13 protein-coding genes are annotated in these 21,049 nt (G+C 69.9%); 11 read left to right on the top strand and 2 right to left on the bottom strand.

Annotated features, from left to right (window positions below; all coding sequences use genetic code 11):
* Nucleotides 1-24: 24 nt before the first annotated feature.
* On the bottom strand, nucleotides 25-393 hold the full coding sequence (locus DEI96_RS09980; protein ID WP_051596794.1) for a PaaI family thioesterase: 369 nt from the start codon (nucleotides 391-393) through the stop codon (nucleotides 25-27).
* 128 nt (nucleotides 394-521) lie between these two features.
* Here DEI96_RS09980 and polA point away from each other — a divergent pair, with 128 nt between their 5' ends.
* From polA to DEI96_RS09945, 7 genes are all read left to right on the top strand, one after another.
* Nucleotides 522-3,164, top strand: coding sequence for a DNA polymerase I (gene polA / locus DEI96_RS09975; protein WP_250897364.1), 2,643 nt, complete (start codon nucleotides 522-524; stop codon nucleotides 3,162-3,164).
* A 50-nt stretch (nucleotides 3,165-3,214) separates the two neighbouring features.
* Nucleotides 3,215-4,894, top strand: coding sequence for a DUF885 domain-containing protein (locus DEI96_RS09970; protein WP_111023046.1), 1,680 nt, complete (start codon nucleotides 3,215-3,217; stop codon nucleotides 4,892-4,894).
* A 158-nt stretch (nucleotides 4,895-5,052) separates the two neighbouring features.
* The gene (gene rpsA / locus DEI96_RS09965) at nucleotides 5,053-6,528 is read left to right on the top strand and encodes a 30S ribosomal protein S1 (protein ID WP_071403741.1); all 1,476 of its coding nucleotides are present in this window, start codon (nucleotides 5,053-5,055) and stop codon (nucleotides 6,526-6,528) included.
* Between the two features lie 92 nt (nucleotides 6,529-6,620).
* A complete protein-coding gene (coaE, locus tag DEI96_RS09960; RefSeq protein WP_111023045.1) occupies nucleotides 6,621-7,223 on the top strand; it encodes a dephospho-CoA kinase in 603 nt (200 codons plus the stop codon).
* Nucleotides 7,220-8,263, top strand: a complete 1,044-nt coding sequence (locus DEI96_RS09955) for a BPSS1187 family protein (RefSeq protein ID WP_111023044.1) — start codon at nucleotides 7,220-7,222, stop codon at nucleotides 8,261-8,263. The genes coaE and DEI96_RS09955 overlap by 4 nt, the downstream gene beginning before the upstream one ends.
* Before the next feature lie 22 nt (nucleotides 8,264-8,285).
* Nucleotides 8,286-9,782 (top strand): class I adenylate-forming enzyme family protein, encoded by a 1,497-nt coding sequence (locus DEI96_RS09950; RefSeq protein WP_111023043.1) that lies wholly within the window; start codon nucleotides 8,286-8,288, stop codon nucleotides 9,780-9,782.
* Between the two features lie 47 nt (nucleotides 9,783-9,829).
* Nucleotides 9,830-11,074: an acyltransferase gene (locus tag DEI96_RS09945; protein WP_181440513.1), complete on the top strand. Its 1,245-nt coding sequence runs from the start codon at nucleotides 9,830-9,832 to the stop codon at nucleotides 11,072-11,074.
* A gap of 216 nt (nucleotides 11,075-11,290) precedes the next feature.
* Here the strand turns inward: DEI96_RS09945 and DEI96_RS09940 are convergent, their stop codons facing one another.
* Nucleotides 11,291-12,619: an MFS transporter gene (locus DEI96_RS09940; RefSeq protein WP_111023041.1), complete on the bottom strand. Its 1,329-nt coding sequence runs from the start codon at nucleotides 12,617-12,619 to the stop codon at nucleotides 11,291-11,293.
* Between the two features lie 170 nt (nucleotides 12,620-12,789).
* Here DEI96_RS09940 and uvrB point away from each other — a divergent pair, with 170 nt between their 5' ends.
* The 4 genes from uvrB to uvrC are packed head-to-tail and all read left to right on the top strand — an operon-like array spanning nucleotide 12,790 to nucleotide 20,959.
* Entirely contained in the window at nucleotides 12,790-14,862 is a 2,073-nt protein-coding gene (uvrB, locus tag DEI96_RS09935; protein ID WP_111023091.1) for an excinuclease ABC subunit UvrB, read from the top strand.
* Nucleotides 14,852-15,769, top strand: a complete 918-nt coding sequence (locus tag DEI96_RS09930) for an SDR family NAD(P)-dependent oxidoreductase (protein ID WP_111023040.1) — start codon at nucleotides 14,852-14,854, stop codon at nucleotides 15,767-15,769. The genes uvrB and DEI96_RS09930 overlap by 11 nt, the downstream gene beginning before the upstream one ends.
* Before the next feature lie 48 nt (nucleotides 15,770-15,817).
* The gene (gene uvrA / locus DEI96_RS09925) at nucleotides 15,818-18,889 is read left to right on the top strand and encodes an excinuclease ABC subunit UvrA (RefSeq protein ID WP_111023039.1); all 3,072 of its coding nucleotides are present in this window, start codon (nucleotides 15,818-15,820) and stop codon (nucleotides 18,887-18,889) included.
* Complete coding sequence (gene uvrC, locus DEI96_RS09920) at nucleotides 18,890-20,959, top strand: excinuclease ABC subunit UvrC (RefSeq protein ID WP_111023038.1); 2,070 nt, start codon at nucleotides 18,890-18,892, stop codon at nucleotides 20,957-20,959.
* The last annotated feature ends 90 nt before the right edge of the window (nucleotides 20,960-21,049 follow it).

Genomic DNA, 21,049 nt, shown 5'->3' with positions numbered 1-21,049 from the left:
GTCGTCGGTCCGTCGCTCCGTCGGTCAGCGACGCTCGCGGATCATGTTCGTGATCCGCACGGTGGAGCAGCGACGACCCTGGTCGTCGGTCAGGACGATCTCGTGGGTGGTGAGCGTGCCGCCCAGGTGGATGGCGGTGCACGTGCCCGTGACGATGCCGCTCGTGGCGCTGCGGGAGTGCGAGGCGCTGAGCTCGATGCCGACGGCGTAGCGGCCGGGCCCGGCGTGCACGTTCGCGGCCATCGAACCGAGGCTCTCCGCGAGGACGACGTAGGCGCCGCCGTGCAGCAGGCCGACCGGCTGGCGGTTGCCCTCGACGGGGATCGAACCGACCGCCCGCTCGGCCGAGAGCTCGGTGATGACCATGCCCATCTTCTCGGCCAGCTCACCCATGCCGCGTTCGTCGAGGCGGGGATCGATCGTGGTCGATGCGGTGTCGTCGGTCACGGTCTGCGTCGACCTTCCGTGTCAGCGGGCGTCGGTAGGCTGTCCGGGTGTCGGACTCCGCAAAGCCTACCCTCATGGTCATCGACGGCCACTCGCTCGCCTTCCGGGCCTTCTACGCGCTGCCGGTCGACAGCTTCGTGAACCGCGAGGGGCAGCACACCAACGCGATCCACGGCTTCATCTCGATGCTGCTGATGCTCCTGCAGCGCGAGAAGCCCACCCACCTGGCGGTGGCGTTCGACATCTCCCGGTTCTCGTTCCGCACGCGTGAGTACGCCGAGTACAAGGGCACCCGCTCCGAGACCCCGGCCGAGTTCAAGGGCCAGATCCCGCTCCTGCAGCAGGCGCTCGAGGCGATGGGCATCACCACCGTCACGAAAGAGGACTACGAGGCCGACGACATCCTCGCGACCCTTTCCAAGCAGGGTGCCGACCAGGGCTTCACGGTCTACGTGGTCTCCGGTGACCGCGACTCGATCCAACTCGTCAACGACGACGTCACGCTGCTCTACCCGTCCGTCCGCGGTGTCTCCGAACTCACCCGCTACGACCGCGACAAGGTCTACGAGCGGTACGGCATCGAGCCCCACCAGTACCCGGACATCGCCGCCCTCGTCGGCGAGACCAGCGACAACCTGATCGGCATCGACAAGGTCGGCGAGAAGACCGCGGTCAAGTGGGTGACCCAGTACGGGTCGCTCGACGGTGTCCTCGAGCACGCCGACGAGATCAAGGGCGTCGTCGGCAACAACCTGCGCGAGCAGCAGGACCGGGCGATCCGGAACCGCCGGCTCAACCGCCTGGTCACCGACGTCGAGCTGCCGGTCGGTCCCGCCGACGTCGCGCTCCGCCCGGTCGACGAGACCGCGGTGCGCGAGCTCTTCGCGAAGCTGCAGTTCCGCACGCTGCTCGACCGCGTCTTCAAGGTCGCCGGGTCGGGCGACCCCGCCGAGCCCGCGGCCGAGGGTGCAGTAGCCGACGGCGCGCCGACCCCGCCGCCCGTCAAGACCCTGATCGACGAAGAGCTCGGGTACTGGCTCGAGCGCCGCAACGCGACCGAGGCGGCGAACGGCTACGGCGTCGCGGTCGAGGTCATCGACGGACGCCTCAGCGCCATCGGCATCGCGACCCACGACGACGCCGTGCTGGTGCCGGGTGGCAGCGGCGCGAAGGACTACGAGCAGCTCTCGGCCTGGTTCGCCTCCGACGCGCCGAAGCACTTCCACGACGCCAAGGCCGCCATCAAGGCGCTCGGCACCGCCGGCTTCGTCGTGAACGGCATCGCCGGCGACGCGCGGATCATGGGGTGGCTCGCGCAGCCCGGCAAGCAGGGGCAGCCGCTGTCCGACCTCGTCTACCAGGAGCTCGGCGAAGAACTGCCGACGGCCGACCCGAACCAGCTGGTCCCCGAGACCGACCCGGTCAACGTCGGGGTGCACGCGTGGTTCGTGCTCCGCGTCACCACGGCCCTGCGCGCCCGGATCGACGCGTCCTCGCTGCAGGTCCTCGACGACATCGAGCTGCCGCTCGTGTCCGTACTGGCCGGCATGGAGACCATCGGCGTCGGCATCGACCGCCCGGTGCTCACCGGCCTGTCGAAGGAACTCGGGGAGCGCGCCGCCGAACTCGCGCAGCAGGCCTTCGCCGAGATCGGGCACGAGGTCAACCTCGGGTCGCCGAAGCAGCTGCAGGAAGTCCTGTTCACCGAGCTCGCGATGCCGAAGACCCGCAAGACCAAGACCGGGTTCTCGACCGACGCCGCGAGCCTGGCCGACCTGCAGGAACAGCACCCGCACCCGTTCCTCGGTCTCCTGCTGCAGCACCGCGACGCCACGAAGCTCCGGCAGATCGTCGACACGCTCGACGCCGCCGTGGTCGACGGGCGCATCCACACCCGGTACGAGCAGACCGGCACGAGCACCGGCCGGGTCTCGTCGACCGACCCGAACCTGCAGAACATCCCGGTGAAGACGGCCGTCGGTCGCCGGATCCGGTCGGCGTTCGCGGTGGCCGAGCCGTACACGACGCTCGTCACCGCCGACTACTCGCAGATCGAGATGCGGATCATGGCGCACCTCTCCGGCGACCCGGGCCTGATCCAGGCCTTCAACGAGGGCGAGGACCTGCACCGCTTCGTCGGCGCGCGGGTGTTCGGCGTCGACCCGTCCGAGGTCTCCAACGAGATGCGCACCAAGGTCAAGGCGATGTCCTACGGCCTGGCCTACGGGTTGAGTGCTTTCGGTCTGTCGAAGCAGCTGCGCATCGAGCAGTCCGAGGCCCGCACCCTGATGACCGAGTACTTCGCCCGCTTCGGTGCGGTGCGCGACTACCTGCGCAACGTCGTCGAGCAGGCGCGCGAGGACGGCTACACCGAGACGATCTTCGGTCGCCGTCGTCCGTTCCCCGACCTGAAGAGCCCGAACCGGGTCCTGCGCGAGAACGCCGAACGCGCCGCGCTGAACGCCCCGATCCAGGGTTCGGCCGCCGACATCATCAAGATCGCGATGCTCGGGGTCGCCGACGACCTGCGCGACGGCGAGCTGCAGTCGCACCTGCTGCTCCAGGTGCACGACGAGCTCATCCTCGAGGTCGCGCCCGGTGAGCAGGAGCGTGTCGAGGAGATCCTCCGCACCCGGATGGGCAGCGCTGCCGAGCTGAGCGTCCCGCTCGACGTCTCGGTCGGCGTGGGGCCGAACTGGGAGAGCGCCGCCCACTGACCCGGGCGGCCCGGGGGTCCTGTCGACCCGAGGGTCGGTAGGGTCGGGGCATGAGCGAAGAGCGTCCTGTCCGCCAGCCGTCCGCCGTCGACCGCGTCGCCGAGGACTGGGTCACCACCCTCGTCGACCTCGACCCGACGACCGCCACGTACATCGGCGTCCCGGGGCGCACGGGGGAGTACGGCGACACCTCGCCCGCCGGCGCAGCCGCGATGGCCGAGGCCGCGCGCGGTGCGAAGCGTGCGCTCGACGCCGCTCCCGCCGTCGACTCCGTGGACCAGGTGACGAAGGCCGACCTCGGCGCCGAGCTGGACCTGGTGCAGGAGTCGTACGAGCGCAAGCTGCACCTCCGCGACCTGAACGTCATCGCGAGCCCGGCGCAGTCGGTCCGCGAGATCATCGACCTGATGCCGACCGCGACCGAGGGCGACTGGCAGGACATCGCGAGCCGACTGCACGCGCTGCCCGACGCCCTCGAGGGCATCCGCGAGACACTGCTCGAGGGCACGCGTGAAGACGTCACCCCGGCGAAGCGCCAGGTCGCGCTCATCGCCGAGCAGGCGGCGCGCACCGGCGCCGACGGCGGGATGTTCCGTCAGCTGGCCGACTCCGCCGCGTTCGAGGGCGGCGTCCCCGTGCCGGAGACGCTCCGAGCAGACCTGCACCGCGGTGCCGAGGTCGCCGCGGCGGCCTACCGCTCGTTCGGACAGTTCCTGGAGCACGAGCTGCTGCCGCTCGCCACCCCCGTCGACGCCGTCGGTCGCGAGGCCTACGAGCTGCACTCGCGCCGGTTCCTCGGCGCGGTCGTCGACCTCGACGAGACGTACGAGTGGGGCCTCGAGGAACTCGCGCGCATGCGGGACGAGCAGGAGCGCATCGCCGACCGCATCGAGTCCGGCGCGAGCGTCGCCCGTGCGATCGAGGTGCTCGACACCGACCCGTCCCGGATCCTGCACGGCACCGACGCCCTGCAGCGGTGGATGCAGGAGACGAGCGACGCGTCGATCGCCGCGATGGCCGGGACCTACTTCGACATCCCGGACCCGATCCGTCGCCTGGAGTGCCGGATCGCCCCGACCCAGGAGGGCGGCATCTACTACAGCGGCCCCTCCGACGACTTCTCCCGTGCCGGCCGCATGTGGTGGTCCGTGCCCGAGGGCGTCACCGAGTTCGGCACCTGGCGCGAGAAGACGACGGTGTACCACGAGGGTGTCCCCGGACACCACCTGCAGATCAGCCAGGGCGTCTACAACCGCGGCGAACTGAACACGTGGCGCCGGCAGCTGTCCGGGTCCTCCGGGCACGTCGAGGGCTGGGCGCTGTACGCCGAACGGCTGATGGAGCAGCTCGGGTTCCTCGACGACGACGGCGACCGCCTCGGCATGCTCGACGGGCAGCGGATGCGGGCGGCCCGCGTCGTGCTCGACATCGGCGTGCACCTGCAGAAGACGAACCCCGACGGCGGCGGCTGGACGTGGGAGTACGCGCTCGACTTCATGGGGCAGAACGTGAACATGGACCCGGCGTTCGTCCGGTTCGAGGTCGCCCGGTACTTCGGGTGGCCGGGCCAGGCCCCCTCGTACAAGGTGGGTCAGCGCGTCTGGGAGTCCATCCGCGACGAGGTCGCCGCCCGCGAGGGAGCCGACTTCGACCTGAAGGCGTTCCACCACCGTGCGCTCTCGCTCGGCAGCATCGGGCTCGACACCCTGCGGACCGCGCTGGTCGGGTGACGCGCCGTCGACACGCCCGGTTGTGGGGCCTCCGCCGGTGCGGTTAGACTTGTGCGGCGCAATCCGCGCCACTCAATCAATCGCCACGGCGGTGCACCACGGGGGCCGAGTCCCCGCACGCCATGGCCCGACTCATGTCCGTTCGGAGCAATCTCTACATGACAACCACTACGACCAAGGCTCCTAAGCAGGTCGCCATCAACGACATCGGTTCGGCTGATGACTTCCTGGCCGAGGTCGAGAAGACCCTGAAGTTCTTCAACGACGGTGATCTCATCTCCGGCACCGTCGTGAAGATCGACCGCGACGAGGTCCTCCTCGACGTCGGTTACAAGACCGAGGGCGTCATCCCCTCGCGCGAGCTCTCGATCAAGCACGACGTCGACCCCAACGAGGTCGTCGAGGTCGGCGACGAGGTCGAGGCCCTGGTTCTCCAGAAGGAGGACAAGGAAGGCCGCCTCATCCTGTCGAAGAAGCGCGCGCAGTACGAGCGTGCGTGGGGCGACGTCGAGAAGATCAAGGAGTCCGACGGCGTCGTGACCGGGACGGTCATCGAGGTCGTCAAGGGCGGTCTCATCGTCGACATCGGCCTCCGTGGCTTCCTCCCCGCCTCGCTCATCGAGCTCCGTCGCGTCCGCGACCTCACGCCGTACCTCGGCCAGGAGATCGAGGCGAAGATCCTCGAGCTCGACAAGAACCGCAACAACGTGGTCCTGTCGCGCCGTGCGCTCCTCGAGCAGACGCAGTCCGAGTCCCGGACGACGTTCCTCAACAACCTCCACAAGGGCCAGGTCCGCAAGGGCATCGTGTCCTCGATCGTCAACTTCGGTGCGTTCGTGGACCTCGGTGGCGTCGACGGTCTCGTCCACGTCTCCGAGCTCAGCTGGAAGCACATCGAGCACGCCAGCGAGGTCGTCGAGGTCGGTCAGGAAGTCACCGTCGAGATCCTCGAGGTCGACCTGGACCGCGAGCGCGTGTCGCTCTCGCTCAAGGCGACGCAGGAGGACCCGTGGCAGGTCTTCGCCCGCACCCACGCGATCGGTCAGATCGCACCGGGCAAGGTCACGAAGCTCGTCCCGTTCGGTGCCTTCGTCCGCGTTGCCGACGGCATCGAGGGCCTCGTGCACATCTCGGAGCTCTCGAACAAGCACGTCGAGCTCGCCGAGCAGGTCGTCTCGGTCAACGACGAGGTCTTCGTCAAGATCATCGACATCGACCTCGACCGTCGCCGCATCTCGCTCAGCCTCAAGCAGGCGAACGAGGGCGTCGACCCGGAGAGCGACGAGTTCGACCCGGCGCTCTACGGCATGCCGACCGAGTACGACGACAAGGGTGACTACAAGTACCCCGAGGGCTTCGACCCGGAGACCAACGAGTGGCTCGAGGGCTACGACACGCAGCGCACCGAGTGGGAGGGCCAGTACGCGGCCGCCCAGGGGCGTTGGGAAGCCCACAAGGCGCAGGTCGCGAAGACCATCGCCGACGAGGCGCAGGGTGGCTTCGACCTCCCGGCCACGGCTTCCTCGTCGTCGTCGACCTCGTCGTTCGCCGGCGAGACGGGTGGCGCGAGCCCCCTGGCCGACGACGCGTCGCTCGCTGCACTCCGCGAGAAGCTCAGCTCGACCAACAACTGATCGAGCGGTTCGTCCCGACCGGAAGCCCGGCACCCCTGACAGGGTGCCGGGCTTCCGGCGTTTCCGGGCATCGGGGTCGTTACCCTGTTGCCGTGCACATCATCGGACTCACGGGCGGCATCGCCGCGGGCAAGTCGACCGTCTCCCGGCGCTGGGCCGAGCACGGGGCCGTCGTCGTCGACGCCGACCGACTGGCTCGGGATGCCGTGGCACCGGGCAGCCCGGGCCTGGCACAGGTCGCCGAGCGGTTCGGTCCGTCGGTGATCGCCGCCGATGGTTCCCTCGACCGGCCGGCGCTCGGGTCGATCGTGTTCGCGGACCCCGCGGCGCGGAAGGACCTCGAAGCCATCACGCACCCCGAGGTCTGGCGGCTCGCGCAGCAGGCGTTCGACGCCGCCGAGGCAGCCGATCCCGATGCCCTTGTGGTCTACGACGTGCCGTTGCTCGCCGAGGCCCGCGGGTCGCGTCCGCTCCGGTTCGACGCGGTCGTGGTGGTCGACGCCCCCGCGGCGCAGCGCATCGAACGGCTCGTCGAGCACCGCGGCATGCCCCGTGACGAGGCCGAGCGTCGCGTCGCTGCCCAGGCGAGCGATGCCGACCGCCTTGCCCTCGCCGACCACGTCGTCGACGCCACCGGGACGCTCGAGCAGACGATCCGCTCCGCTGACGAGGTGTGGGCGCGGATCACTCCATGAACCACCGCCTGGCGCTGATCCTCGCCGCGCTCGTCCTCGTGGCGATCGGGGCCGCCTCGCTCGTCGCCGCGAACGTCCTCGGTGCCCAGCGAGTGGCGGACAACGGCCGCGTCGCGGTGCACGAACGGCCGTCGGGTGACGAACACGGGCCCGAGGGGGAGTTCCACCGGTTCCGGCTCGGAACCGTGAACGGCGAGCGGCTCACCCCGAACCGCGACGACTTCGCCGCGCGCACCTCGGCCGACGGTCCGCTCCTGCTGTTCCTGCCGGCGACCCGGTCCCGTCCGGCGGAGTACCAGCGGTTCCTCGGAGCCGCCCTGGCCGACGGGTACCACGTGCTCGGCCTCGACTACTGGAACCTGGGCCGTACCCTGTCCGGCACGTGTGAGGCGAACGCACGCTGCTACGGCATGGTGCAGCGGAACCGCTTCGACGGCACGCGGCCCTCGGCGTTCAGTGCGGTGAGTCCGGCCGGGTCGATCGTCTCGCGCTTCCGGGACGCCGTCGCGTACCTCGACGACCACGACCCCGACGGCGGTTGGGGGCGGTTCGTCCAGGGCGACGACCGCATCGTCTGGGACGACATCGTCGTGGCCGGGCACTCGCAGGGCGGCGGAGAGGCGGCGTACATCGCCCACATCCGCAGTGTCCACGGCGCGCTGATGTTCTCGTCACCCGTCGAGTCCCGCGGGCCGGCACACGCAGCGTGGATGGACCGCCCGGGCCGGACACCGGTGGACCGGATGTACGCCATCGACGACGTCCGTGACACGTTCGGCCCCCGCATCACCGGTTCGTGGGACGTCCTCGGACTGAGCGGTGTTTCCGGGCCGTTCGAGACGGACACCGCACCGCCCGTCGCCGGAGCGGACCCGCACGCGATCCTCACCGACCTCGGCGGCGAGGGCAAGGCACACTCCCTGATCATCAAGGACTCGACGCCGCTCACCCGCGACGGCGTCCCCCGGATGCTCCCGCTGTGGCAGTGGATGCTGCACCGGTTCTCCACAGATCCCGCTCTTCCCTCTGACCGCTCATAGCGTCGCGCAATAGCCTTCCTGCGTGCAGCCCGTTCGTGATGAACCCGACCTGCGCTCGCTCATCCGGGCCCGTGCGGCCGACGGGGGCGTGCGCCACTTCCTCGAGGACGCTCGCTCCGAGCGGGTCCTCACGTACCGTGCGCTCGACGACGCGGTGACCGCCTGGTCGCGGACCTTCGACGCGATCGGCATCGCCCCGTCGGGTGCCGTCCTGGTCGACGTGGGTGACCCGCTCGCGTTCGCGGTCGTGCACCTGAGCGCCGTCGCCTCCGGTCGCCGGGCGATCCCCGTCGACACCGGCCAGCCGGCCACCGAGCCCGGCCGTCTCGCCGACCTGATCGGCGGAGCGTCCATCGTCGTGTCGGACCGCGCGGTGGACGCGTCCGTCCCCGGGGCACCGGCGAGCGGGATCGACCCGGCCACGTTCCTCCCGACCGCCGTCCGTGACGGCGACCTGCCCGCCCACAGCCCGCACGCGCCGGGCCAGGGGTCCGTCGTGCTGTTCACCTCCGGGTCGACCGGCGCGCCGAAGGGCGTCGAGCTGTCCGAGACGCAGCTGCTGTTCGTCGCCCGGGCCGTCGCACGGCACAACGGGCTCGTGCCGGACGACCGCGGGTTCAACTCCTTGCCGCTGTTCCACGTCAACGCCGAGGTGGTCGGACTGCTCGCGACGCTCGTCGCCGGCGCGACCCTCGTGCTCGACCGGCGCTTCCGTCGTACCGGGTTCTGGGACCTGCTCGCGGAACGACGGATCACCTGGCTGAACGCCGTCCCGGCCGTCCTGGCCGTGCTGGCGAAGACCGGACCGCTCGAGTTCCCGCCGGGCCTGCGGTTCGTGCGCAGCGCGTCGGCGCCGTTGCCCGACCCGGTGCGCGCCGCCCTCGGCGACGTGCCGCTCGTCGTGAGCTGGGGCATGACCGAAGGCGCCTCGCAGATCACGGCGACCCCGCTCGACGAACCGGCCCGGCCCGGCACCGTCGGGGTGCCGGTCGGGTCCGAGGTGCAGGTCCGCGGCGAGGACGGCTCGGTGCTGCCCGCCGGCGAGATCGGTGCGCTGTGGGTGCGGGGCGAGGGGATCGTCCGGGGCTACCTGGGTGGCCGCGCGTCCGAGCGGTTCGACGCCGACGGCTGGCTGCACACCGGTGACGTCGGCTCGGTCAGCGCCGACGGCTGGGTGTCCCTGGCCGGACGCTCCGATGACGTCATCAACCGCGGTGGCGAGAAGGTCTACCCGTCCGAGGTCGAGGACGTCCTGCTCGGCGACCCCCGAGTGCTCGAGGCGGTCGTCGTCGGCCGCCCTGACGACGTGCTCGGTGCCGTCCCGATCGCCTACGTGATCCCGCAGCCCGACGAACCCGTCGACCACGCTGCCCTCGTGGCCGACCTCGTGGCCCGGGCCGAGGCACAGCTGACCCGGTTCCGCCGACCGGTCGAGGTCATCGTCGTGCCCGACCTGCCGCGTGCGCCGACCGGCAAGGTGCAGCGCGCGAAGGTCCGGACCATGGCCCGACCCTCGTGAACGGACCATCACGCGTGTCCCCGGCGCTGACCGGCGACGAGCCGGGGGTGCAGACGCCGACGCGCACGGCGGAGGGCAAGCCCCGGCACCTGTACGAGGTCGACGTGCTCCGCATCCTCACGTTCGCGTGCGTGATCGGGGTGCACACCACGAGCCACACCGCGGCCACCGACGACGTCGGGCTGAACGCGCTGCTCGCCCTGCTGCACTTCACCCGGCTGGTCTTCTTCTCGCTGACCGCGTTCGTGCTCGTGTACAGCTACACCTTGCGCCCGAGGCCGATGGCGCAGTTCTGGCCGAAGCGGTTCCTGCTCGTGGGCGTGCCGTACCTGGCGTGGTCGTTCGTCTACGTCGCGGCGGCGTGGCTGCTGAGTCCCACCCGCCGTGGCGACGTCCCCGACCTGGTGCGCACTGCGGCCGAGGGCATCGTCACCGGCACCTCGTGGTACCACCTGTACTTCCTGCTCGTGACGATGCAGGTGTACCTGCTCCTGCCGGTGATCGTCTGGCTGGTGCGCCGGAGCCGCGGGCACCACGTGACCGTGCTGGTCGTGGCGTTCCTGGTCCAGCTGGTGGTGTTCGCCGGGTACAAGTACTTCCCGGCGAGCGACGCGTGGATGCAGGGGTACCAGAAGCAGTTCTTCTTCTCGTACGTCTTCTTCATCGTCTCGGGGGCGATCGCCGCCGACCACGCCGACGCCTTCCTGCGGTTCATCCGGGTCCACCGCCGCTCGGTCCTGTGGGCGTTCGCCGGCGTCGGGGGGCTGACCCTCGGCGTGTGGGCCCTCCAGGTGGGCCTCGGGCAGTCCCTCTACGCCGCGGGGACGCCGCTGCAGCCGGTCCAGGTGGTCTGGAGCACCGCGGTGTTCGTCGGGTTCCTGGCGATCGGCGCGGCCTGGGCGGACCGCCGGCGACCCGGCAGCCGGACCGCCCGGTTCGTCGACTACGCTTCCGACCGCTCGTTCGGCATCTTCCTGAGCCACCCGTTCGTCATCTGGATCCTGCTCTTCGGCGACAGCTGGCTCGAGGCCGTCGTGCCACGGCCGTGGCTCACCCTCGTCACCTACGTGCTCGTGCTGGTGCTGTCCGTCGCGGTGACCGAGCTGTTCCGGTGGACGCCGCTCAGCGTGCCCCTGACCGGGCGGCCGTCGTTGTCGTCGCGGGCGTCGCGAGCGGCGCGGGCGCGTCGTGCCGCAGGCGCGGCGGTGCCGCAGCGGTCGCCGGAACCGGTGGAGCCGGACGACGCCCTCGTCGGCGAGACCGACGACGTCGGGCGGCGCGCCGCGCGCTGAGCGCTCGCCCGCACGGCGCAGCTCTCGTGCGAGGTTCCGTCCGTGGTGCGATGGTGACGCCGTCCCACGGGGTCCGGAACCTCGCACCAGCCGTTCGGGGCAGTGGACACGTGGCGCGACGGCCGGGAGGCACATGGCGGGCCCGACCCGTGCCTCCCGGCCGCCGCGTGCGGACCACCAGGGCCGGCGCACGTCCCGCGCATCGGCTGCCGGCCGTCAGGCCGAGCGCTGCTCGGCCTTCGGGGTACCGATCTCGAGCACGCCGTCGGTGGACGTCAGCCGCTGGGGCTTCATGAACCACGCGACGACGGCCGCGGCTCCGAGCAGGACGCAGGAGAGCGCGAAGGGCACCTGCCAGCCGGAGGCGTCGATGAGCAGACCGAACACGATGGGCGAGACGACACCGGCGATGCCGAACCCGGTGTTCATGAAGCCCGAGGCCGTGCCGGACCACTGCGGCGCCACGTCCATCGGGATCGCCCAGAGGTTGGCGTTGCAGAGCTCGAGGAAGAAGAACGACAGGGCCAGCGAGATCGTCGCGACGAGCAGCCCCTGCCCGACCACGAGCGGGATGAGGCAGAGGAGCGAGCCGCCGAGCCCGATCACCAGGATGGTCCGGCGGGCGTTCCGGGTGTTCCCGCCGCGGTGGATGATGCGGTCGCTGAGCATCCCGCCGACGGTGTCCCCGACGACACCGGCCAGCAGGATGAGGGTGGTGAACAGGGCGAAGTCGCCGATCTCCAGGCCGTAGGTCGAGCTGAGGAACGTCGGGAGCCACGTGAGGAACACCCAGAGGGTCCAGCCGTACCCGAAGTCGACGAAGGTGACCGGCAGGATCTGCTTCGTCATCTGCCGCCACGGCACCGGGGGACGGGTCGCGCGGGTCTCGACCGGCGGGAGCTCGGCGAGCTCGACCTGCGTGATGCCCTTCGCGGACTCCGGCTTGTCCCGGAACCAGACGAACCAGACGACGGCCCACGCCAGGGACAGCACCGCGGTGGCGAAGAACGCCCAGCGCCAGCTGCCCGTCGCGCCGATCACCCACGCGACGATGAGCGGGGCCAGGGCGTTCCCGAGCCGTGCCGCGGAGTGCACCACGCCCTGGGCGAAGCCGTTCCGGTCGCGGGGGATCCAGCGGCTCATCGCCTGCGTGGCGGTCGGGAACGCGGCGGCCTCGCTCAGCCCGAGCAGGGCCCGTGCGGCGAAGAGGGTCCAGAAGCCGACCGCGAACCCGGTCCAGAGCGTCGCGACGCCCCAGATCACCGTGATGACGAAGAGCGCCCGGCGCGGGCCGAACTTCTCGCTGATCGTGCCGCCGAACACCTGCAGCAGGGCGTACGGCAACGAGAACGCGGAGACGATGAGGCCGGCGGTCGCCTCGTTGAACCCGAACTCCTCGGTGATGTGCGGCAGCGCCGTCGAGATGTTCGTCCGGTCGATGTACGAGATCGCGTACATGCAGCAGAGCAGGACGAGCACGCGTCCGCGGATGCGTCCGCGGAACGGGGTGCCCTTGATCGGTGCGGCCGGGTTCGCCGTGGTCATGAGGCCTCTTCGGGGGAGTGGGAAGGAGTCGGGTGACTGAACGGATCGGACGGTATGCCCGTTGACCATCAGTCGACTTGGAGCCTGCTTGCAGCGGACAGTACGCCGAGGGCGAGCAGGGGCCCTCGGTGTCAGGGGTGCCGACTACCGTTGTCCTCATGGGTGTTGCGATCGAACCGACCCGAGCGGTGCGTCCGTTCGAGGTCATCAGCGAGTACTCGCCGAGTGGCGACCAGCCCGCGGCCATCGCGGAACTCGCCGGGCGGATCAACGCCGGTGAGACCGACGTCGTGCTGCTGGGTGCGACCGGTACCGGCAAGTCGGCGACGACCGCCTGGCTCATCGAGCAGGTGCAGCGGCCGACACTCGTGCTCGCGCACAACAAGACCCTCGCGGCCCAGCTCGCCAACGAGTTCCGCAGCCTGATGCCGAACAACGCGGTCGAGTACTTCGTCTCCTACTACGACTACTACCAGCCAGAGGCCTACGTCCCGCAGACGGACACCTTCATCGAGAAGGACTCCTCGGTCAACGCCGAGGTCGAACGACTCCGGCACTCCACGACGAACTCACTGCTCAGCCGTCGTGACACCGTGGTGGTGTCCACCGTCTCCTGCATCTACGGTCTCGGCACCCCCGAGCAGTACATGAACGCATCGGTCGCGCTCCACGTGGGCCAGACGATCTCCCGCGACCAGCTCGTCCGCAAGTTCGTCGCCATGCAGTACCAGCGCAACGACGTCGACTTCGCCCGGGGCACGTTCCGGGTGCGCGGCGACACCATCGAGATCATCCCGATGTACGAAGAGCGCGCGATCCGCATCGAGATGTTCGGTGACGAGATCGAAGCGCTCTCCTCGCTGCACCCGCTCACCGGCAACGTCATCGACGACCTGCCCGCCGTGTCGATCTTCCCGGCCTCGCACTACGTCGCGGACACCGACGTGATGCACCGCGCGATCGCCTCCATCAAGGAAGAACTCGCGGAACGGCTCGCCGAGCTCGAGGGCCAGGGCAAGCTGCTCGAGGCCCAGCGCCTCCGGATGCGCACCACGTTCGACATCGAGATGATGGAGCAGATCGGGTTCTGCTCGGGCATCGAGAACTACTCGCGGCACATGGACGGCCGTGGTCCGGGCGAAGCACCGCACTGCCTCATCGACTACTTCCCCGACGACTTCCTCATCGTCATCGACGAGTCGCACGTCACCGTGCCGCAGATCGGCGCGATGTACGAGGGTGACGCCTCGCGCAAGCGCACCCTCGTCGAGCACGGGTTCCGCCTGCCGAGCGCGATGGACAACCGCCCGCTGAAGTGGGAGGAGTTCCTCGAGCGCGTCGGGCAGAAGGTCTACCTGTCGGCCACCCCCGGGCGCTACGAGCTCGGGGTCACCGACAGCGTGGTCGAGCAGATCATCCGCCCGACCGGCCTGATCGACCCCGAGATCGTGGTCAAGCCGAGCGACGGCCAGATCGACGACCTGCTCGAGGAGATCAAGCAGCGGGTGGAGAAGGACGAACGCGTCCTCGTCACCACGCTGACCAAGCGCATGGCAGAGGAACTCACCGACTTCCTCGGCAACGCCGGTGTGCGCGTCCGGTACCTGCACTCCGACGTCGACACCCTGAAGCGCGTCGAGCTGCTGACCGAGCTGCGGCAGGGCGTCTACGACGTGCTCGTCGGTATCAACCTGCTGCGCGAGGGCCTCGACCTGCCCGAGGTGTCGCTCGTCGCGATCCTCGACGCCGACAAGGAAGGCTTCCTCCGCTCGTCGACGTCGCTCATCCAGACGATCGGTCGCGCTGCCCGCAACGTGTCGGGTCAGGTGCTCATGTACGCCGACAAGATGACCGACTCGATGAAGATCGCGATCGAGGAGACCGATCGCCGTCGTGAGAAGCAGGTCGCCTACAACCTGGAGCGCGGCATCGACCCCCAGCCGCTGCGCAAGAAGATCGCGGACATCACCGAGGTCCTGCAGCGCGAGAACGACGACACGAAGGCGCTCCTGCAGGGTCGCCCCGGCACCGACGGCCGTCGGTCGCCGACGCCGAACCTCAAGCGCGGCGGCATCGCGGGCGAGGGTGCGACGCAGCTCGGTGCCACCATCGCCGACCTGAACGACCAGATGCTGCAGGCTGCGGCGGAGCTGAAGTTCGAGCTCGCGGCGCGACTGCGCGACGAGGTGCAGGACCTGAAGAAGGCCCTGCGCCAGATGGAGTCGGCCGGACATGTCAGCTGACGGCGCCCGCACGGTCGTCGTCACCGGTGCGAGCGCCGGGCTCGGGTACCACGCCGCCGAGCAGCTTGCCGCGGCGGGGCACCGTGTGGTGCTGGCGACGCGCGACCGCGGCCGGGCGGACGCCGCCGAGCGCAGCATCCGTCGGCACGTCGACGGCGCCTCGCTCGCCCACGTCCACCTCGACCTCGCCGACCTCGACTCGGTCAGTGCCGCTGCCGACGAACTCGCCGGGCTGGAACCGGACGGCGTCGACGCGGTCGTGAACAACGCCGGGGTCGTCGGGGCGTCGACGCGGGGGAGCACGGCACAGGGCACCGAACTGCAGATCGGTACGAACCACCTCGGGCACTTCGCGTGGACCGCCCGGGTCCTGCCCCTGCTCGAACGACGAGGCGGCCGGGTCGTGCACCTCGGGTCGATCGCCCATCGATTCGCCCAGCTCGACGCGACCGATCCGCTCGGCGTCGGTCGGTACTCGAGCCACCGTCAGTACGCCAGGAGCAAGCTCGCCGTGATGCTGTTCGGCTTCGAGCTCGCCGAGCGACTGGCCGACTCGGGATCGTCCGTGTCGAGCGTCGTCGCGCACCCCGGCCTGTCGCTCGACCGCCTGTCACCGGCACGCCCGGACATCAGCCCGGCACGACCCGAACCCGAGTGGATCCGCCCGGCGCAGCGCATCGTCGCCCAGGGCAAGGACGTCGGCGCCCAGCCGCTCGTGCACGCCGCCGTCGGTGCTGACGTGCAGTCGGGGGAGTACTGGGGCCCGGCGGGCTGGATGCAGCTCCGGGGCCCGGCCACGGTGGTCGCGGCCGAACCTCGGGCGCACGACCGCACGGTCGCAGCACAGCTCTGGGCCGCGAGTGAGCGTGCATCCGGCGTCGCGTTCGCTCTCGACGCACTCGTCTGACCCTCCATCCCGGCCGAATGTCGGTGCCGCTTCGTAGAATCGACGACGATGACCATCACCTCTGACCCCGGTACCTCGACGTCGGGCCGGAACGCCTTCGGCGAGCCCGCTGACCTCCACCTCCCCGGCGGGACCGCTCCGCACAGCACCTCCACGCTCAGCGTGCGCGGCGCGCGCGTGCACAACCTCCGTGACGTCGACCTCGAGATCCCGCGCGACTCGCTCGTCGTGTTCACCGGCCTGTCCGGCTCGGGCAAGTCCTCGCTGGCGTTCGACACGATCTTCGCCGAGGGGCAGCGCCGGTACGTCGAGTCGCTGTCCGCCTACGCACGCCAGTTCCTCGGCCAGGTCGACCGCCCCGACGTCGACTTCATCGAGGGGCTCTCGCCGGCGGTGTCGATCGACCAGAAGTCGACCAACCGCAACCCGCGGTCGACGGTCGGCACGATCACCGAGGTCTACGACTACATGCGTCTGCTCTGGGCGCGCATCGGGGTCCCGCACTGCCCGACGTGTGGCGAGGTGATCAGCAAGCAGACCGTGCAGCAGATCGCCGACCAGCTCATGCAGTTCGAGACCGGCACCCGCTTCCAGGTCCTCGCACCCGTGATCTCGAAGAAGAAGGGCGAGTTCGTCGACCTCTTCCAGGAGCTCGCGGCGTCCGGCTACGCCCGCGCGATCGTGGACGGGGAGCGCATCCAGCTCAGCGACCCGCCCAAGCTCAAGAAGCAGGTCAAGCACGACATCTCGGTCATCGTCGACCGCCTGGTGGCGAGCGACGACATCCTCGGTCGTCTCACCGACTCGCTCGAGACCGCCCTGCGCCTGACCGACGGCACCGTCGGCATCGACCTGGTGGACCACGAGGGGCCCGGAGCGGTCCGGAACTACTCCGAGAACCTCTCGTGCCCGAACAACCACCCGCTCGCACTCACCGAGATCGAGCCGCGGACGTTCTCGTTCAACGCGCCGTTCGGTGCCTGCCCCGAGTGCTCCGGCCTCGGCACCCGCATGTCGGTCGACCCCGACCTGGTGCTCGGCGACCCCGAGGCCTCGTTGCGGGACGGCGTCCTGCTGCCCTGGACCGGGACGAGTGGGCTGTACTCCTACTTCGAGAAGCTGCTCGGCGGTCTCGGCAAGGAGCTCGGCTTCTCGCTCGACACCCCGTGGAACCAGCTCGACCCCGCGGTGCAGGCGTCGATCCTGACCGGCAAGGACTTCCAGGTGTCGGTCTCCTGGCGCAACCGCTTCGGCCGCGAGATGCGGTACACGAGCGGGTTCGAGGGCGTCATGCCCTACATCGAGCGCAAGTTCGCCGAGGCCGAGTCGGACTCGCAGCGGCAGCGCTTCCAGGGGTACCTGCGCGAGGTCCCCTGCCCGGTGTGCGAGGGAACCCGCCTCAAGCCCGAGGTGCTCGCGGTGACGGTCAACGACCGCAGCATCGCGGACGTCACCGACATGTCGCTCGACAACGCGTACTCGTTCATGGACGAGCTGACGCTGACCGACCGCGAAGCGCACATCGCCGCTGCGGTCCTCCGCGAGATCCGCGCACGCCTCGAGTTCCTGCTCGAGGTCGGCCTGAACTACCTCACGCTGGCACGTGGTGCCGGCGGCCTCTCCGGCGGCGAGGCGCAGCGCATCCGCCTGGCGACGCAGATCGGCTCCGGGCTGACGGGCGTGCTCTACGTGCTCGACGAGCCGAGCATCGGCCTGCACCAGCGCGACAACCGTCGACTCATCGACACCCTGGTCAAGCTCAAGGACCTCGGCAACACGCTCATCGTCGTCGAGCACGACGAGGACACGATCCGCACGGCCGACTGGGTCGTCGACATCGGCCCCGGTGCCGGTGTGAACGGCGGCAACGTCGTGCACTCCGGTTCGTACGAGGGCATCATCGAGAACCGCGAGTCGATCACCGGTGACTACCTCGCCGGCCGACGCGCGATCGAGGTGCCGGCCGAGCGTCGCAAGGTCAACCTCAAGCGCGCCATCACCGTGCAGGGTGCCCGCGCGAACAACCTCAAGTCGATCGACGCGGACTTCCCCCTCGGTGTGTTCACCGCGGTGACGGGCGTCAGCGGGTCCGGCAAGTCGACGCTGGTGAACGACATCCTGTACAAGGTGCTCGCCAACCAGCTCAACGGCGCACGGCACATCGCGGGCAAGCACACCCGGGTGAAGGGCCTCGACCAGCTCGACAAGGTCGTGCACGTCGACCAGGCACCGATCGGTCGCACCCCGCGCTCGAACCCGGCGACCTACACGGGCGTGTTCGACCGCATCCGCCAGCTGTTCGCCGAGACGCAAGAGGCGAAGACCCGCGGCTACCAGCCGGGCCGCTTCAGCTTCAACGTCAAGGGCGGCCGCTGCGAGAACTGCGCGGGCGACGGCACGATCAAGATCGAGATGAACTTCCTGCCCGACGTCTACGTCGCGTGCGAGGTCTGCGGCGGTGCGCGGTACAACCGCGAGACGCTCCAGGTGCACTACAAGGGCAAGAACATCTCCGAGGTCCTCGACATGCCGATCAGCGAGGCGGCCGAGTTCTTCGAGCCGATCTCGGCGATCCACCGCTACATGGCGACCCTGGTCGACGTGGGACTCGGCTACGTGCGTCTCGGCCAGAGCGCGACCACGCTCTCCGGCGGCGAGGCGCAGCGCGTCAAGCTCGCCACCGAGCTGCAGCGTCGCTCGAACGGCCGCACGGTCTACGTGCTCGACGAGCCGACGACCGGTCTGCACTTCGAGGACGTCCGCAAGCTGCTCCTCGTGCTGCAGAGCCTGGTCGACAAGGGCAACACCGTCATCACGATCGAGCACAACCTCGACGTCATCAAGTCCGCCGACTGGCTGATCGACATGGGTCCCGAGGGCGGTTCCGGTGGCGGCACGGTCCTGGCGACGGGTACCCCGGAGCACGTGGCGACCGTGCCGGAGAGCCACACCGGTGTCTTCCTGCGCGAGATCTTCGACGCCCAGGACGCCCGGGTCGGCAAGCAGCAAGCGGTCGGCGCACGCCAGGCCACCCAGAAGCAGCAGGGCGGCAAGCAGCAGGGCGACGAGAAGCAGGGCACGACCAAGCAGGCGAGCAAGCAGAAGGCGGGTGCTCGGTAGGTGGCGGACACCGTCCCCTGGCGTCCGAAAGCGGGGGAGATCCCGACCGACCCGGGCGTCTACCGCTGGCGTGACGAAGCCGGTCGGGTGCTCTACGTCGGCAAGGCGAAGAACCTCCGCGCCCGGCTGAGCAACTACTTCGCGCCGCTGCCGACGCTGCACGAGCGCACGCGGCGCATGGTCCTGACGGCACGCAGTGTCGAGTGGACGACGGTCGGCTCCGAGATCGAGGCGCTCCAGCTGGAGTACACCTGGATCAAGGAGTTCGACCCGCCGTTCAACGTCAAGTTCCGCGACGACAAGTCGTACCCGTACATGGCGGTCACCCTGGGCGACGAAGCGCCGCGGGTGATGGTGACGCGCAACCGCAAGATCAAGGGCGCGAAGTACTTCGGTCCGTACCCGAAGATCTGGGCGGTGCACGACACCATCGACCTGATGATCAAGGTGTTCCCGATCCGCACCTGTTCGGACTCGTCGTACAAGAAGGCGATGCAGACGGGCCGTCCGTGCTTCCCGGGGCAGATCGGCAAGTGCGGTGGCCCGTGCTCGCAGAAGGTCACGATCGAGGAGCACCGCGCGCTCGTCGAGGAGTTCGTGCGCTTCATGAACTCCTACGACCGTCGGGTCATCACCGAACTCCGGCAGCGCATGGGGGCCTCGGCCGACGCGATGCAGTACGAGCAGGCCGCGAAGTACCGCGACCAGGTCGAAGCGCTCGAGGCCGTGCTCGAGAAGTCCGCCGTGGTGCTCCGCGACTCGGTCGACCTCGACCTGTTCGGCATCGCGGAGGACGAGCTCGCCGCTGCCGTGCAGCTGTTCTCGGTCCGTGGCGGCCGCATCCGCGGTGTCCGCGGCTGGGTGGTCGACAAGGAGCTCGACATCGCCACGGGCGACCTCGTCGAGCAGATCGTGCAGGGCGTCTACGTCACCGACGAGCCCCCGCGCGAGGTCGTCGTCCCCGAGCTGCCGGAGGACGCCGACGCGCTCCAGGAGTGGCTCAGCAAGCGCCGGAACGGGCGCGGCACGAAGCTCAGTACGGCACAGCGCGGCGATCGTGCCGGTCTCGCGCGGACGGCCGCGCAGAACGCCGGGCAGGCGCTCATGCTCTACAAGACCAAGCGGTCGGCCGACTACACCACCCGGGCCGCGGCACTGGCCGACATCCAGGACGCCCTCGGCATGACCGAGGCGCCGCTCCGCATGGAGTGCTACGACATCTCGCACCTGCAGGGCACGAACGTCGTCGCGTCGATGGTGGTGTTCGAGGACGGCCTGCCGCGCAAGGACCAGTACCGCCGGTACTCGATCGCCGAGACCACCGACGACACCGACAGCATGTACCAGGTGCTCTCGCGGCGCCTGGCACGGCTGGACGAGGACGCCGAGCTGCCGGACGTCCCCGACGTCACGACCGACGAGGTCGTCGAGGGGTCGAAGCCGACGAAGCGGTTCGCGTACCGCCCGCAGCTGCTCATCGTCGACGGCGGGCAGCCCCAGGTGCAGGCCGCGAAGCGCGCGATGGACGAAGCCGGCGTGCACGACATCGCCCTGGTCGGCATCGCCAAGCGGCTCGAGGAGCTCTGGCTCCCCGACGACGACTTCCCGGTCATCCTGCCCCGCAACTCCGAGGCGCTCTTCCTCATCCAGCGCATCCGCGACGAGGCGCACCGGTTCGCGATCACCCACCAGCGCAGCAAAAGGAAGCGCGACGTCCGGTCGCGGCTTTCCGAGATCCCGGGTCTCGGCCCGAGTCGTGTCAACGCCCTGCTGAAGCACTTCGGCTCGGTCGCCCGGCTGCGCGAAGCGACGGCCGAGGACATCGGCGAAGTGAACGGCATCGGCCCGGCGACCGCTGCCGCGGTCGTGTCGAAGCTGGCGCAGACGCCGACGAGCGCGCCGGCGACGAGCGCGTCCAGCGCCCCCGAACCAGACGCCGACGCGATCGCGGACACCGGGACCGAGAACGCAGCCACCCAGCAGACCGCCACCCAGCAGACCGCCGCGGGCCCCGGAGGCCCGGTGCGGGTGCCCGAGGTGACCGACGACGGTCCGCAGCGACCGTCGTGACGAACCCCGCGCCTCCCGTCCGTCACCGGGCGGTAGCCTGGTCCGGCAGCCGAGACCTCCCCGGGCGACGCGCCCGGGCCGCCACGACGG

This window comes from Curtobacterium sp. MCLR17_031, assembly GCF_003234775.2.
GTDB classification, from domain to species: Bacteria; Actinomycetota; Actinomycetes; order Actinomycetales; family Microbacteriaceae; genus Curtobacterium; species Curtobacterium flaccumfaciens.
The sequence above is the reverse complement of the archived record's forward strand: the minus strand, read 5'-3'. Positions and strand labels throughout refer to the sequence as shown.